The organism is Streptomyces pathocidini (assembly GCF_001418495.1).
Lineage (GTDB): Bacteria > Actinomycetota > Actinomycetes > Streptomycetales > Streptomycetaceae > Streptomyces > Streptomyces pathocidini.
Map to the genome: position 1 here is coordinate 1 of NZ_LIQY01000009.1, position 14865 is coordinate 14865.

The following is a 14865-nucleotide window of genomic DNA, read 5'->3' on the forward strand; positions in this document are numbered from 1 at the left end:
ACCCACCCCCACGCCGACTCCGACGCAGACGGAGAACTCGGGCTCCCCGTCCTCGACCCCTTCGGGGAGCGACGGCTCGGGCTCAGCGAGCCCGACGGGCTGATCGGTGTCCTAGGAGACGGGTCGGCCGCAGCGCCGCCGTCCCGGGGCAGCCCCTCCTACGTCCCGGGAAGGCCCCTCCTAATGGAGGCGCCTTCCCGTAGAGGCGGCCCCAACACCCCTCCTAAGGAGCCGGATCCGCCGGGTGCGGGGCCATCGGGAGAAGCGAGGCCATACGCGCCTCGCAGAGTTCCACGAGGTGGTCGTAGGCCGCCTTGCCCATGAGCTCGGTGAGTTCGGGGCGGTACGAGACGTAGACCGGCTCCCCGGCCCCGTGCGCCGAGCGGGCGCTGGTGCACCACCAGTGGAGGTCGTGGCCGCCCGGCCCCCAGCCGCGCCGGTCGTACTCACCGATCGAGACGGCCAGGACGCGGGTGTCGTCCGGCCGGTCCACCCACTCGTACGTGCGCCGGACCGGCAGCTGCCAGCAGACGTCCGGCTTGGTCTCCAGCGGTTCCCGGCCCTCGCGCAGGGCGAGGATGTGCAGGGCGCAGCCCGCGCCGCCCTCGAAGCCGGGGCGGTTCTGGAAGATGCAGGAGCCCTTGTAGCGGCGGGTCTGGCGCTCGCCGTCGTCGTCGGTCTCCGTCCAGCCCGTGGCGTTGCCCACGCCGTGGTACTGCCAGATCTCCGGCGTCAGCCGGGCCGCGTGCCCGGCGACGCGGCGTTCGTCGTCCTCGTCGGAGAAGTGCGCGCCGAGCGTGCAGCAGCCGTCGGCGGCGCGGCCCGCCTGGATGCCCTGGCAGCCGCTGCCGAAGATGCAGGTCCAGCGGGAGGTGAGCCAGGTCAGGTCGCAGCGGAAGACCTGCTCGTCGTCGGAGGGGTCGGGAAACTCCACCCACGCGCGCGTGAAGTCCAGCCCCACCTCGTCGGTGGCCGGGGCCGCCGGCCGCTCGGCAGCGGGGTCCCCGTACGGCGACTGGGCGGGCACCGGGGACTCCTTCACACGGCGCTTCTTCGTCGCTTTGTCCTGCCTGGCTTTGTCCTGCTTGGGCTTTTTGGTCTTGGCCACGCCCCCAGAGTAAAGGGCTCCGGCCTTGTCCGGAGCCGCTCACTCGCCGCCCGGTGTCGCACCGGGGCAGTAGGTTGCTGGGTATGAGACTCGGTGTCCTCGACGTGGGATCGAATACGGTCCACCTGCTGGTGGTGGACGCGCACCCCGGCGCGCGCCCGCTGCCCGCGCACTCCCACAAGGCGGAGTTGCGCCTGGCCGAACTCCTCGACGGGGACGGGGCGATCGGCCCAGAAGGGGTGGACACCCTGACGGCCACGATCCAGGACGCCCTGGAGGCCGCCGAGGACAAGGGTGTCGAGGACGTGCTGGCGTTCGCCACCTCCGCCGTGCGCGAGGCGGCCAACGCGGACTCCGTGCTGGCCCAGGTCGCCGACAAGACCGGTGTCCGGCTCGACGTCCTCACCGGCGACGAGGAGGCGCGGCTGACCTTCCTCGCCGCCCGCCGCTGGTTCGGCTGGTCCCGCGGCAGGCTGCTCCTCCTGGACATCGGCGGCGGCTCGCTGGAGATCGCGTACGGGCTGGACGAGGAGCCCGACAAGGCGGTGTCGCTGCCGCTCGGCGCGGGCCGGCTGACCAGCGCGATGCTGCCCGGGGATCCGCCCGATCCGGTGGACCTGAGGGCGCTGCGGCGGCACGTACGGGCCCAGATCGCCCGGATTGTGGGCGAGTTCACACGCTTTGGCCCGCCGGACCACGTCGTCGCCACCTCCAAGACCTTCAAGCAGCTGGCCAGGATCGCGGGCGCCGCCCGCTCCGCCGAGGGGCTGTACGTGGAACGGCGGCTGAGCCGCAACGCCCTGGAGGAGTGGGTCCCGCGGCTGGCCGCCATGACGGCGGAGGAGCGCGCGGAGCTGCCCGGGGTGTCCGAGGGGCGGGCCCGGCAACTGCTCGCGGGGGCGCTGGTGGCCGAGGCCGCGATGGACCTGTTCGGCGTCGAGGACCTGGAGATCTGCCCCTGGGCGCTGCGCGAGGGGGTCATCCTGCGGCGCCTCGACCACCTGCCGGAGGACTGAGCGTACGCGGCCAGGGGGCCCACCGCCCGGCGGCGTCCCGGCACCCCGGCGGCGGGGCCCAATGGCCGGGCTCGGCACGCCGTACGCTGTCTCCCGTGGCTCAACCAGTGGTGCGCATCCCGGACGCGAAGGTCGCGCTGTCCACCGCCTCCGTGTACCCGGAGTCGACTGCGGTGGCCTTCGAGGTCGCCGCGCGCCTGGGCTACGACGGCGTCGAGGTCATGGTCTGGACCGACCCCGTGAGCCAGGACATCGTCGCGTTGCGCCGCCTCTCGGACTACCACGGCGTACCGATCCTGGCCGTGCACGCGCCCTGCCTGCTGGTCACCCAGCGGGTGTGGTCCACCGACCCGTGGACCAAGCTCCAGCGGGCCAGGTCCGCGGCGGAGAAGCTCGGCGCCTCCACGGTCGTCGTCCACCCGCCCTTCCGGTGGCAGCGCACCTACGCCCGGGACTTCGTCGAGGGCGTCTGGCGGATGGCGGACGAGACGGGCGTGCGGTTCGCGGTCGAGAACATGTACCCGTGGCGCTACCGCGACCGCGAGATGCTCGCCTACGCCCCCGACTGGGACGTCACCAAGGACGACTACCGGCACTTCACGATCGACCTCTCGCACACCGCCACGGCCCGCTCCGACGCCCTGGACATGGTGGACCTGATGGGCGACCGGCTTGCGCACGTCCACCTCGCGGACGGCAGTGGCTCCGGCAAGGACGAGCACCTGGTGCCGGGGCGCGGCGCGCAGCCCTGCGCCGAGCTGCTGGAGCGGCTGGCGGTGAACGGCTTCTCCGGGCATCTGGTGGTCGAGGTCAACACCCGCCGCGCGATGTCCGCGGCCGAGCGTGAGGCGGACCTCGCGGAGGCGCTGGCCTTCACGCGGCTGCACTTCGCCTCCCCGACGAGGGCGGGCAGGCCATGACGGCGACGCCAGGGGCGGTGCGGCCGTGACCGCCCTCCCCCCGCGCAGGCGCGGCCGGCCCGCCCGTACGGAGGCGGGCGCCGGTCCCGGCGCGCGCGAGCGGATCCTGGAGGCAGCCCGCGCGGAGTTCGCGGCGCGCGGCTACGACAAGGCGTCGATCCGCGGGATCGCCAAGGCCGCGGGCGTGGACCCGGCCCTCGTCCACCACTACTTCGGCACCAAGGAACAGGTCTTCGGGGCGGCGATCGAGGTGTCCTTCGAGCCCGCGATGAACGTCCCGGACGTCCTGCTGGCGGGCACGGACGAGGTCGGCGAGCGGCTGGCCCGCACGTTCTTCGGCATCTGGGAGAACCCGGCCACCCGCGCCCAGCTGGTGGCGGTCCTCCGCTCCGCGCTGACCAACGACGTGGCCGCCGCCGTCTTCCGGGGCTTCGTGCTGCGCCGGCTGCTGGAGCGGGTGGCGGGCGAGCTGAACGTGCCCGATCCGAAGTTCCGCGCCGAGCTGGCCGCCTCGCAGATGGTGGGCGTGGCGATGCTGCGGTACGTGGTGAAGGTCGAGCCGCTGGCCACGGCGGACATCGAGGACATCATCGCGCTGGTGGCGCCGACGCTTCAGCGGTATCTGACCGAGCAGTGACTGCTGCTTTCCGACCGAGCGGTGACGGCCGGTCTCCGGCCGGAGCAGTGACCGCTGGTCTCCGGCCGGAGCAGTGACCGCTGGTCTCGGGCCGGCAGTGATCGCTCGTACGCTGTTCGTACGCCGTGCCCGCTCGGTGCGGGAGGGTGGGGTGGCGGGACGGCCTGGTGGCGCTCGTGACCGACGTCCACGACCCGGCCGTGACCGAAGGCCGATCCTCGTGTCCCGTCATCCGGACAAGTTGTCCAGATCTTGGAGTCGGGGCGTAGGCTCGTAAGGAGTCATGACTGCGAGAAGGAGCGAGCGACGATGCCCGAGCTGAGGTCCCGCACTGTCACCCACGGCCGCAACATGGCGGGCGCCCGCGCCCTCATGCGGGCCTCCGGTGTAGCCGGCGAGGACATCGGCAAGCCGATCGTCGCGGTCGCCAACTCCTTCACCGAGTTCGTGCCGGGCCACACGCACCTCCAGCCGGTCGGCCGGATCGTCAGCGAGGCGGTCAAGGCGGCGGGCGCGGTGCCGCGCGAGTTCAACACGATCGCGGTGGACGACGGCATCGCCATGGGCCACGGCGGCATGCTCTACAGCCTGCCCTCCCGCGACCTGATCGCGGACAGCGTGGAGTACATGGCCGAGGCGCACTGCGCCGACGCCCTGATCTGCATCTCCAACTGCGACAAGATCACCCCGGGCATGCTGATGGCGGCCCTCCGCCTCAACATCCCCACGGTCTTCGTCTCGGGCGGGCCGATGGAGTCCGGCCGGGCCACGCTGGTCGACGGCACCGTCCGCACGCTCGACCTGGTCGACGCGATCTCGGACGCCGTCAACGACAAGATCTCCGACGCGGACATCCTCCGCATCGAGGAGAACGCCTGCCCGACCTGCGGTTCCTGTTCCGGCATGTTCACGGCCAACTCCATGAACTGCCTGACCGAGGCCATCGGCCTCTCCCTCCCCGGCAACGGCTCGGTCCTCGCCACGCACACGGCCCGCAAGGCGCTGTACGAGAACGCGGCCCGCACGGTCGTCGACATCACCCGGCGCTACTACGAGCAGGACGACGAGACCGTCCTGCCGCGCAGCGTCGCTTCCTTCGCGGCCTTCGAGAACGCCATGGCCCTCGACATCGCCATGGGAGGCTCGACCAACACGATCCTGCACCTGCTGGCCGCCGCCCAGGAGGCGGGCGTCCCGTTCGGGCTGGCGGAGATCGACGCCGTCTCGCGCCGCGTCCCCTGCCTGGCCAAGGTCGCGCCCAACGTCGCCAAGGACCGCACGTACTACATGGAGGACGTGCACCGGGCCGGTGGCATCCCCGCTCTCCTGGGCGAGCTGCACCGGGCGGGCCTGCTCAACGAGGACGTGTACTCGGTGCACAGCCCCTCCCTGGCCGACTGGCTCAAGACCTGGGACGTGCGCGGCGGTTCGCCCTCCGCCGAGGCCGTCGAGCTGTGGCACGCGGCGCCCGGCTGCGTGCGGTCCGCCGAGGCCTTCTCGCAGTCCGAGCGCTGGGAGGCCCTGGACGAGGACGCCGAGGGCGGCTGCATCCGGTCGGTCGAGCACGCGTACTCCAAGGACGGCGGCCTGGCCGTGCTCAAGGGCAACCTCGCCGAGGACGGCTGCGTGGTGAAGACCGCCGGCGTGGACGAGTCGATCTGGACCTTCGAGGGCCCGGCGGTCGTCTGCGAGTCCCAGGAGGAGGCCGTCGACAAGATCCTGGCCAAGCGGGTCAAGGACGGCGACGTGGTCGTCATCCGCTACGAGGGCCCCAAGGGCGGCCCCGGCATGCAGGAGATGCTCTACCCGACGTCCTTCCTCAAGGGCCGCGGTCTCGGCAAGACCTGCGCCCTGATCACCGACGGCCGCTTCTCCGGCGGCACTTCGGGACTCTCCATCGGCCACGCCTCCCCGGAGGCGGCGTCGGGCGGCACGATCGCCCTGGTCGAGGACGGCGACCTGATCCGCATCGACATCCCCGGCCGCACCATCGAACTCCGCGTCCCGGAGGCCGAGCTGGACGCCCGCCGCGCCGCCCTCGGCGGGACCTACGCCCCGGGGAACCGCGACCGCAAGGTCTCCCAGGCGCTGCGCGCGTACGCGGCGATGGCGACGAGCGCGGACAAGGGCGCGGTCCGGGACGTTACGAAGCTGGGCTGAACGCGCAGCCGGGCTGCAGCGGACAGCCGGGCTCAACGCGGAGCCGGGTTGAGCTGAACGCGGAGCTGGGCTGAAACGGACACATGAAAGCCGGCCTCATCTCGTACGAGGCCGGCTTTCATGTGCGGTGCGAGGGCTACTTCAGGGCGCTCATCCCCTGCCACTGCGCCCAGTCCACGTTCCAGTCGCCGAAGCCGTTGCCCGTCGCGATGGTGCCCTCGGACGAGCCGGTGACCTCGAAGACATCGCCGACGTTCAGCTCCCCGTACAGCCAGGAGGCGTCGGCGTCGCTCATCCCGATGCAGCCGGAACTGTCGTTGACCCGGCCGAACTTGCTCGCGTTCCAGGGGGCGGCGTGGGCGTACGTGCCCGAGGTGCTGAGCTTCATCGAGTAGTCGACCATCTTGTCGTAAGCGTTGCCCAGGCCGACCGTCTCGGAGCGCATCCGGATCGTGCCCTCCTTGGCCATGAGGACCATCTTCCCGTTCCAGGTCGCGTTCGCGGGGCGGCCGGCGGATATGGGAAGGGTCTTGACGGACTGGCCGTCGCGGTACAGCGTCAGCTGCTTCGCGGCGATGTCGACCTTGACGACCTGGCTGCGGCCGATCGTGAAGGAGACGTCGTAGTCCTTGGCGAAGTAGCGGCCGCCACCGCTGCTGACGCCGCTGAGGGCCGCCTTGAGGGAGACCTTGGTGCCGGGCTTCCAGTAGGTCCTGGGGCGCCAGTCGACGCGGTCGCTGCCGTCGAAGTCCTTGACCCATCCCCAGGAACCCTCGGTTCCGGCGGCGTCGACCTTCAACTGGCGCTCCACCGCGGCCTTGTCGGTCACGGGGTGGTCGAAACGGATCGAGAGCGGCTGCCCGACGCCGGCCGTCGCGCCCTCCGCGCCGGGTGCGAGCGTCAGCTTGTTGGTGTTCGCGTCCGTGGCCGCCGCGGTGGAGAAGGAAGCCTTCGAGCCGGACTTCGCGCCGTCGTCGTTCTTGGCCTGGGCCTGGACGGTGTACGTGGCGCCGGGCGCGGTCCGGCCGGCCGACCGCCATGTCGTGCCGCGGTCTGCGAGAGCCCCGGCGACCTTGTGGCCGCTGCCGTCGGTGACGGTGACCGCGGTCAGCTCACCGCCCTTGGCGGTGACGGATATCTGCCGCCCCGGCTCGACGCCCTTCGCGCCGTTGCCCGGGTCGACGGTCACCTTCGTGGGCTCGCTCGCCACGGCGGACCCCGCACCGCCCGCTCCGCCGCAGGCCGACAGCGCGAGGACGCCCGCCACGGCGAGGACGGCGGCCGGTACGGCGCGGGTGACCGATGCGCGGCGCGTGCGCGTGCGCGGGGCGGCTGAGGGTGCGTGCATGGAGCTGCCTTCCTGGGGTGCGGAGGGGACGACATCGGACAAGACGGTCGCGAGGGCGTTCCGGTTCTGGTGAGTTGAACCCAATTCGGCAACGGGGCGGCTATCCGGGGCCCGGGCGGGGCGTACGAGCGGCGTGCGGACGGCGTGCGCGGCGGGGCATGGATGGCGTGCGGGCGGCGCGCAAGCGGCGCGCGGGTCCGGGCGATAATCGACACCATGAGTGACGCGCAGCAGCCCGAGCGGCCCCAGGGCCCCCAGCCGGAACCGATCCGGTTCTTCGGCACGACCTGGGTCGACCACGACGGGAACTACGCCCTGCGCCGCGCCGCCGTCGCCGCCGGTTCACTGCTCGCCGCCGCGGCCGGCGCCGTCGTGCTGCGCTTCGCGTACCAAGGCCTGGCCATCGCCGCCGTCAGCGGCTTCGTCAGCATGCTGGTGATCGTGATGTTCGCCGCGTGCAGCGCCATGGCCTTCCGGCGTGCGTGGGACGGGTTCACGCGCCGCCGGGACCCGGGTTCGGGCGCCGACGCCTCCGCCGAGCGCTCGATGCAGAGCATCCGGATGATCGGCTTCATCGGCGTACTGCTCGCCTGGTTCTTCCGCAGTCTGGTGGAGGCCCCGGGCGAGAAGCTACACCGCGCCGAGTACGAGCGGGAGCGCGAGCTGCACGAGCGGCGCCGCGCCACCCGCGCGGGCAACCCGGCCGCCCGCGACGCCGGCAGGAAGCGCAAGCGCCGCTGACCCGGCCCGGGCGACCGGACTCCGGGCCGGCCCATCGGGGAGAGCCGGCCCATCGGGGAGAACCCGAGACGTTGCGTCGGCTCGCCTTGAGCGGCGGCCGAGCCCGCCGGAGGATCCCGCGGATATCACCGGAGAATCCCGCGGATGGAGGGGAGAGCGGATGCGGGAACCGCGCGAGATCCGTAGCTGTACGGGGGCGGTGACGGCGCGACGGCGATGCCGGTCCGCGCGCCGGTGGCGCGCGGCCGGTGTCACGACCGCCCCGGGCGCCCCTTCCCGTACAGCCAGGTGTCGAACAGCCTGCTCAGGTCCTTGCCCGAACGCTGTTCGCAGAAGGCGATGAAGTCACGGGCGTCGGCGTTCCCGTGCCGGTGCTCCGCGGGCCACTCCTTGAGGATGCGGAAGAAGGTCTTCTCGCCCACGGTGCGACGCAGTTGGTGCAGCAGCATGGCCGCCCGCTCGTAGACCGGGTCGCCCGAGATGTTCTTCGCACTGCCGGGGTCCCCGGGCGGGAACGCCCACACGGGCTCCCGCCCGCCCTTCGCGTATGCCGCGTCGAAGGCCGTCTGCGCCGACTCCTCGCCGTGCCGCTCCCGCCACAGCCACTCCGCGTACGTCGCGAAGCCCTCATTCAGCCACATGTCGCGCCAGCTCTTGGGCGTGACCGAGTCACCGAACCACTGGTGCGCCAACTCGTGCACCAGCGTGGAGTGGTCGGGCGCCCCGGGGAAGACCGGCTTCGTCTGGACCTCCAGCGCGTACCCGACGTCCTTCGGCCGATGGTCGACGACCGCTCCCGAGGACGAGAAGGGGTACGGGCCGAAAACCTCGGTCTCCCATTCCAGGATCTCCCCGATCCGGCTCAGGGGTTGATGGCTCGCCGCCGCCTCGCGGGGGTCGACAGCGACCAGCAGGGGCAGCCCGTCCGCTGTCCGTGACCGGTTGACCTGAAACCTGCCGATGGTTGCGGTCGCGAGATAGCTCGCCATCGGCTCCCCGCTGTGCCAGCGGAAGGTCGTGCGGCCGTGCCGGGTGCGCTGGTCGCGCAACTCGCCGTTGGACAGGGCGGTCCAGCCCTCCGGCACAGTGATCTCGACGTCGTACGCCGCCTTGTCGCTCGGGTGGTTGTTGCCCGGGAACCAGGTCATCGCCCCGGCGGGCTCCCCGACCACGAACGCCCCGTCATCGGTCGGCACCCACCCTTCCGTCGAGCCGTCGGGATCGGTGAGCGTCCGCGGCCGGCCGTGGTAGTCGACCGTCGTACGGAACTCGGCCCCGTCCGCCACGGGCCGCGACGGCCGGACGACCAACTTCCCGCCCTGCCGGACGACTTGGGCCTTCCGCCCCTCGACGGTCACGCTCCGGACGTTCATGCCTGCGAGATCGAGGCTGAAGCCGCGCAGGGACTGGGTGGCGCGGGCGGTGACGGTGACCGTGGCGTCCAGGCGGCGGGACGGGACGTCGTAGTCGAGCCGCAGGGCGTAGTGCGTCACGTCGTAGCCGCCGTTCCCCAACTCGGGGAAGAGCGGATCCCCGGCGCTGCGCGCTCCCGAGGCGGCCTGGCCGGAGCCGCCGCCCGTGCAGGAGGCGGCCAGGAGAGCGGCGGCGATTCCCGCCGCGGCGGACAGGCGGCGGGGGCGGGACCGGCCGGGCGGCCTCGGCAGCAAGTGGCTCACGAACCCGACCCTAGGCGCCCGCGCCACAGTCCCCCGCCTTGACTGCGCCGCCTCGGGGAGAGCATTATTCAACGCATGATGAATAAATCCCCTGGGGGCGCCGACCCCACTCTCACGGGCCTCGGCACCCAGAGCGCGCAGAGCGGCACCGGGCCGGAGGGCACCCGCCCCGTGGCCATCCGCGCCCGCGGCCTCGGCGTCGTCCGCGGCGGCCGCACCGTCCTCGACTCCCTCGACTTCGACATCCACCGCGGCCAGGTCACCGGCCTCCTCGGACCCAGCGGCTGCGGCAAGTCGACCCTGATGCGGGCCATCGCCGGAACGCAGGCCAAGGTCACCGGCACCCTCGATGTGCTCGGCCGCCCGGCCGGATCCGCCGCCCTGCGCTCCCGCCTCGGGTACGTCACCCAGGCGCCCTCCGTCTACCTGGACCTGACCGCCCGCCAGAACCTCGACTACTTCTCCTCGATCCTCGACCCGTGGCTGAACCGCTCCGACCGGCGCGCCCAGGTCGACCGGGCCCTCACCGAGGTCGACCTCACAGGCCACGCCGACGCACTCGCCGGGAACCTATCCGGCGGCCAGCTCTCCCGCGTCTCCCTGGCGGTCGCCCTGCTCGGCACCCCCGAACTCCTGGTCCTGGACGAGCCCACGGTCGGCCTCGACCCCGTACTCCGCCGCGACCTCTGGAACCTCTTCCACCGCCTCGCCGACGAGCGCGGCACCACCCTCCTCGTCTCCTCCCACGTCATGGATGAGGCCGACCGCTGCGAGCGACTGCTGCTGATGCGGTCGGGCCGGATCCTCGCCGACGACACCCCGGACGCCCTCCGCGGGCACACCCGAACCGACACGATCGAGGACGCCTTCCTCCACCTCGTGGACGCCGCGAAGCAGCAGGAAGAAGCCACCCGATGAACATCTCCCGCACCCTCGCCACCGCCCGCCGCGTCCTGCGGCAGCTCAGCCACGACCCGCGCACGATCGCCCTGCTGCTGATCGTCCCTTGCGCGCTGCTCCTGCTGCTCTACTTCGTCTTCGACGCCAGCCCACAGGCCTTCGACGGCATCGGCGCCTCCCTCCTCGGGATCTTCCCGATGGTGACGATGTTCCTGGTCACCTCGATCGCCACCCTGCGCGAGCGCACCTCGGGCACCCTGGAGCGGCTGCTCTCGATGCCCCTGGGCAAGGCCGACCTGATCCTCGGATACGCCCTGGCCTTCGGCCTGTTGGCCATCCTCCAGGCCTCCGCCGCCACCGCCCTGGCGGTCTGGGCGCTTGATCTCGACATCGCGGGCTCGGCATGGCTGCTCCTCCTCGTCGCGCTGCTGGACTCCCTGCTCGGTACGGCCCTCGGCCTGTTCGTCTCCGCGTTCGCCGCCTCCGAGTTCCAGGCGGTGCAGTTCATGCCGGCGGTGATCTTCCCGCAGATCCTGCTGTGCGGTCTGTTCGCACCCCGCGACACGATGCAGCCCGTCCTGGAGGCGATCTCGAACGTCCTGCCCATGTCGTACGCGGTCGACGGCATGAACGAGGTCCTCCACCACGCCTCCGTCTCGGGCGACTTCGTCCGCGACACCGTCATCGTTGCGGGCATCGCCCTCCTGGTCCTCACCCTGGGCGCGGCCACCCTCCGCCGCCGCACGCCCTGACGTTCACGGGCGCCGAACCGGGACCGGCCGCCGCAACCCGAAACCGATCGCCGAATCCGCAATGGATCGCCGAGCCGAAACCGATCCCCGGGCCCGCACACCGGGTCCGGGCCGGACCCGGTGTGACCACACCAGCCCCATCGCTTCGCCGTGACCACCGGTCAAGTGCCAGGATGGACCGCACAGATCCACCCCCGCGCGCCCCCGCGCGCGTCCCGCACCGGCCCCGGATGAGGTGAGCGCCACCATGACGCAGAAGGTCGCCGTACTCGGCACCGGCAAGATCGGCGAGGCCCTGCTCAGCGGCATGATTCGCGGCGGCTGGTCTCCGTCCGACCTCATGGTCACGGCCCGCCGTCCCGAACGCGCCGAGGAACTCCGCGGCCGCTACGGCGTCGAGGCCGTCGCCAACACCGAGGCCGCCAAGTCCGCCGACACGCTCATCCTCACCGTCAAGCCCCAGGACATGGGCACCCTCCTTGACGAACTCGCCCCACACGTCCCCTCCGATCGCCTGGTCATCAGTGGTGCGGCCGGCATCCCCACCGCGTACTTCGAAGAGCGCCTGGCCGCCGGAACCCCCGTCGTCCGCGTCATGACCAACACCCCCGCCCTGGTCGACGAGGCCATGTCCGTCATCTCGGCGGGAAGCCACGCCACCGCCGAACATCTCGCCCACACCGAGGAGATCTTCGGCGGGGTCGGCAAGACCCTCCGGGTCCCCGAGGCCCAACAGGACGCGGCCACCGCCCTCTCCGGCTCGGGCCCCGCGTACTTCTACTTCCTCGTCGAGGCCATGACCGATGCCGGCATCCTCCTCGGACTGCCCCGCGACAAGGCCCACGACCTGATCGTCCAGGCCGCCATCGGGGCTGCCGTCATGCTGCGCGACAGTGGCGAACACCCGGTCAAACTCCGTGAAGCGGTCACCTCCCCCGCGGGCACCACGATCAACGCCATCCGCGAACTCGAGAGCCACGGCGTACGAGCCGCCCTCATCGCCGCCCTGGAAGCCGCCCGCGACCGCAGCCGCGAACTGGCCTCAGGCAACGGCTGACACCACGGGAGCCGACGATCTCGTAAAACGGCTCAGCCCCGGGCGGTTTCGTACGGCTCAGCCCCGGCGGTGAAGCGGCACCAGCAGTCCGCCGACACCGATCATCGCCACGGCCGCGCCCCCGAGCAGGGCGACCGCGCGCTCCTCGACCCCTCCGGTCGCGGCGAGCTTCGGCGGGGCGCCGGCGCCGTCAGCGGTTGCCGTATTCCCGCCGGTCACCTGGTGTAGTCCGCCGGCCACCGGGGGCAGCCCGTCGGCCACCTGGTGCAGCTCGTCCGACAGTCGAAGGCTCGACCCCAACCGGTGCTCCAGCTCGATCACGCGCCGCCGCGCGCCCTCCCGCTGCCCGGCCTCGTCCCGAGGCGGCTTGCCCGCCTTGAGCCGGGAGACCTCTTCCAAGGCCTCGGCATTCACCCGGTCCAGCACCCGAGCCCGCAGCAACGCAGTCGACGCCTCGCAGTTCCTGATTCCCTGATGATCCGCCGTGAAGGCGAAGGCGGAGATCGCGGGCCCCGTGAGAAGCCCGGCGGCGACGGCTGCGACCACAGCGGCTCGCCCCACAGAACGTGAGAGAACGAAACGCATAGGGGCACCCCAGCTGTCAGTTGCCGGACGAAAACAGAACCGCCCAACACGCTAGAACCCACGAAACAGGCGCAAAACAGCCGAATGGCCACCTCTCCCCAGCCAAAAGAACGACCAAGTCTCAAAGCAGGCCTCAAAGCAGGCCTCAAAGAACGGCCGAGCCTCACGACGCACCCCCCTCAGCGGAGGGCGCTCCCCGTGAGCGCCCTTCCACTTCTCTTACACCGCTCGCACCCGCGAGGTTCCCAGCGCGGGCATCAGCCCGATCGCCCGATACGCCGAGTCCACCCGCGGCCGCGCCAACTGCCGGGCCCGCTCCGCCCCCGCAGCGAGCACCCCGTCCACGTACTCCGGATCCGCGCTGATCTCCGCATGCCGCTCCCGCACCGGCCGCAGCAGCTCGACCACCGCGTCGGCCGTCTCCTTCTTCAACGCGCCGTACGACCCGAACCGCCCGGCCACCTCATCGGGCCGCACGCCACCGCCCCAGCACGCCGCCAGCACATCCAGCAGATTCGAGACCCCGGGCTGCGCCTCCCGGTCGTACGCGACGACGCTTCCGCTGTCCGTCACCGCGCGCATGATCTTCCGCCGGACCACATCCGGCTCATCCAGCAGGTAGACGATGCCCGACGTCTCCGCGTGCGACTTCCCCATCTTCGACGCGGGGTCCTGGAGGTCCATGACCCGCGCGGCGACTGCCGGGGGCGTGGCCCTGGGCACGGTGAACACCTGCCCGTACCGCTCGTTGAACCGCCGCGCGAGATCCCGCGTCAGCTCGACGTGCTGCGTCTGGTCGTCCCCGACCGGCACCTCGTCCGTGCCGTACGCCAGGATGTCCGCCGCCATGAGCACCGGATAGGTAAGGAGCGAGAGCCGCACTCCGTCGCCCCCGCCCCGCTCGCGCGCGGCCTTCTCCTTGTACTGGATCATCCGCCGCATCTCGCTGTCCGTGGCCGTGCACTCCAGCAGGTACGCCAGCCGCGTGTGCTCGTCCACATGACTCTGCACGAACACGGTGCACCGTTCGGGGTCGAGCCCCGCCGCCAGCAGCAGACTCGCGGCCTGCCTGCTCAGCCGCCGTACGCGAGCGGGGTCGTGCGCCACGGTCAGCGCATGCAGATCGACGACGCAGAACAGCGCGTCGGCCCGGTGCTGGTCCTCGTCCACCCAGCGCCGCACGGCCCCGAGGTAGTTGCCCAGTGTCAGATGCCCGGTGGGCTTGATCCCGCTGAAGATCCGCGTCGTCCGCGCCATCTCGTCTCGTCTCCACAGTCTCGGGACCGCCGCGTCCTTCGGCCGACCGGGGTGAGCTGCGGAGTGCAGATACGCGAACGGCCGCCGGGAGCGGCGGCCGTACAGCTGCATGCGCTGGTCCGGGCCGCCGTCAGGCGGCCCACCAGAGAAGCGTGAGCGCATGCTTGGTCATGCCGCCGACTCTAACGCGCGTACGCGTACGAGGCACAGGTTTGAGCGGTACGAGACGGATGCGGGGCCGGTTTGGAACACCCACCGGCATCGTGTAGTGTCCTTCGAGTTGCCACGGGGCCGCGAGGTTCCGAGGGCAGCGCTTTGAGCCGCGCCGGCGGCAAACCTCTTCTTGCGTGATATCCCTTTGGGGTCGATTTTGGCGTGCCGGAATTCGATTCGGAAGACTCGATTATGAGTCTGATGGGAAATCCGCTAACGTGGCGGTCACGCCGGAAGGCGCAAGCGAAAACTCCGCTCCAACAGGGGGCTGGATCTGAAAATTCGGGCCGGAAACGGAACGGAAAACGGATCTGGTAAGGTTGGAGACACCGAAGGGAAGCCCGGAGGAAAGCCCGAGAGGGTGAGTACGAAGGAAGCGTCCGTTCCTTGAGAACTCAACAGCGTGCCAAAAGTCAACGCCAGATATGTTGATACCCCGTCTCCGGGCCGTGATGGTCTGGGGCGAGGTTCCTTTGAAAAGTCCTTCCGTTTTGG

Annotated in this window: 13 protein-coding genes; 8 read left to right on the forward strand and 5 right to left on the reverse strand. The window is 71.3% G+C overall.

From position 1 onward, the window contains the following. Positions 1 to 223: 223 nt before the first annotated feature. Positions 224 to 1027, reverse strand: a complete 804-nt coding sequence (locus tag AOK16_RS00635; RefSeq protein WP_398718250.1) for a DUF3109 family protein — start codon at positions 1025 to 1027, stop codon at positions 224 to 226. A 164-nt stretch (positions 1028 to 1191) separates the two neighbouring features. Here AOK16_RS00635 and AOK16_RS00640 point away from each other — a divergent pair, with 164 nt between their 5' ends. The 4 genes from AOK16_RS00640 to ilvD all read left to right on the forward strand — a co-directional run bounded on the left by AOK16_RS00640 (position 1192) and on the right by ilvD (position 5841). After that, on the forward strand, positions 1192 to 2124 hold the full coding sequence (locus AOK16_RS00640) for a Ppx/GppA family phosphatase (protein WP_055470214.1): 933 nt from the start codon (positions 1192 to 1194) through the stop codon (positions 2122 to 2124). 95 nt (positions 2125 to 2219) lie between these two features. After that, positions 2220 to 3044 (forward strand): sugar phosphate isomerase/epimerase family protein, encoded by an 825-nt coding sequence (locus AOK16_RS00645; RefSeq protein ID WP_205627602.1) that lies wholly within the window; start codon positions 2220 to 2222, stop codon positions 3042 to 3044. Between the two features lie 25 nt (positions 3045 to 3069). Next, positions 3070 to 3681: a TetR/AcrR family transcriptional regulator gene (locus AOK16_RS00650; protein ID WP_055470216.1), complete on the forward strand. Its 612-nt coding sequence runs from the start codon at positions 3070 to 3072 to the stop codon at positions 3679 to 3681. A gap of 309 nt (positions 3682 to 3990) precedes the next feature. Continuing rightward, complete coding sequence (gene ilvD / locus AOK16_RS00655; RefSeq protein ID WP_055470217.1) at positions 3991 to 5841, forward strand: dihydroxy-acid dehydratase; 1851 nt, start codon at positions 3991 to 3993, stop codon at positions 5839 to 5841. Between the two features lie 136 nt (positions 5842 to 5977). Here the strand turns inward: ilvD and AOK16_RS00660 are convergent, their stop codons facing one another. Beyond that, positions 5978 to 7189 carry a L,D-transpeptidase gene (locus AOK16_RS00660; protein WP_055470218.1) on the reverse strand — a complete coding sequence of 404 codons (1212 nt, stop codon included), beginning with the start codon at positions 7187 to 7189 and terminating at the stop codon, positions 5978 to 5980. Between the two features lie 216 nt (positions 7190 to 7405). Between AOK16_RS00660 and AOK16_RS00665 the strand changes: the two genes are divergently transcribed. Further along, complete coding sequence (locus AOK16_RS00665; RefSeq protein WP_055470219.1) at positions 7406 to 7930, forward strand: hypothetical protein; 525 nt, start codon at positions 7406 to 7408, stop codon at positions 7928 to 7930. Between the two features lie 251 nt (positions 7931 to 8181). On the opposite strand, the gene AOK16_RS00670 is transcribed toward AOK16_RS00665, so the two are convergent. Continuing rightward, positions 8182 to 9606, reverse strand: a complete 1425-nt coding sequence (locus tag AOK16_RS00670) for a M1 family metallopeptidase (RefSeq protein WP_240483306.1) — start codon at positions 9604 to 9606, stop codon at positions 8182 to 8184. A gap of 75 nt (positions 9607 to 9681) precedes the next feature. Between AOK16_RS00670 and AOK16_RS00675 the strand changes: the two genes are divergently transcribed. The 3 genes from AOK16_RS00675 (at position 9682) to proC (ending at position 12315) form a co-directional block, all read left to right on the forward strand. After that, positions 9682 to 10524: an ABC transporter ATP-binding protein gene (locus AOK16_RS00675; RefSeq protein ID WP_079100910.1), complete on the forward strand. Its 843-nt coding sequence runs from the start codon at positions 9682 to 9684 to the stop codon at positions 10522 to 10524. Further along, a complete protein-coding gene (locus AOK16_RS00680) occupies positions 10521 to 11258 on the forward strand; it encodes an ABC transporter permease (RefSeq protein ID WP_055470221.1) in 738 nt (245 codons plus the stop codon). The genes AOK16_RS00675 and AOK16_RS00680 overlap by 4 nt, the downstream gene beginning before the upstream one ends. Positions 11259 to 11505: 247 nt before the next feature. Continuing rightward, positions 11506 to 12315 (forward strand): pyrroline-5-carboxylate reductase, encoded by an 810-nt coding sequence (proC, locus tag AOK16_RS00685; protein ID WP_055470225.1) that lies wholly within the window; start codon positions 11506 to 11508, stop codon positions 12313 to 12315. Between the two features lie 57 nt (positions 12316 to 12372). Here proC and AOK16_RS00690 read toward each other — a convergent pair whose 3' ends face one another. Then, positions 12373 to 12861: a hypothetical protein gene (locus AOK16_RS00690; protein WP_055470222.1), complete on the reverse strand. Its 489-nt coding sequence runs from the start codon at positions 12859 to 12861 to the stop codon at positions 12373 to 12375. Between the two features lie 258 nt (positions 12862 to 13119). Next, a complete protein-coding gene (trpS, locus tag AOK16_RS00695) occupies positions 13120 to 14157 on the reverse strand; it encodes a tryptophan--tRNA ligase (protein WP_055470223.1) in 1038 nt (345 codons plus the stop codon). Between the last annotated feature and the right edge of the window lie 708 nt (positions 14158 to 14865).

Bases quoted from the DNA above. Each gene is read 5' to 3' on its own strand.
- AOK16_RS00640 (WP_055470214.1), top strand. From the start codon at position 1,192: ATGAGACTCGGTGTCCTCGACGTGGGATCGAATACGGTCCACCTGCTG.
- ilvD (WP_055470217.1), top strand. From the start codon at position 3,991: ATGCCCGAGCTGAGGTCCCGCACTGTCACCCACGGCCGCAACATGGCG.
- AOK16_RS00660 (WP_055470218.1), bottom strand. From the start codon at position 7,189: ATGCACGCACCCTCAGCCGCCCCGCGCACGCGCACGCGCCGCGCATCG.
- AOK16_RS00665 (WP_055470219.1), top strand. From the start codon at position 7,406: ATGAGTGACGCGCAGCAGCCCGAGCGGCCCCAGGGCCCCCAGCCGGAA.
- AOK16_RS00675 (WP_079100910.1), top strand. From the start codon at position 9,682: ATGATGAATAAATCCCCTGGGGGCGCCGACCCCACTCTCACGGGCCTC.
- AOK16_RS00680 (WP_055470221.1), top strand. From the start codon at position 10,521: ATGAACATCTCCCGCACCCTCGCCACCGCCCGCCGCGTCCTGCGGCAG.
- proC (WP_055470225.1), top strand. From the start codon at position 11,506: ATGACGCAGAAGGTCGCCGTACTCGGCACCGGCAAGATCGGCGAGGCC.
- trpS (WP_055470223.1), bottom strand. From the start codon at position 14,157: ATGGCGCGGACGACGCGGATCTTCAGCGGGATCAAGCCCACCGGGCAT.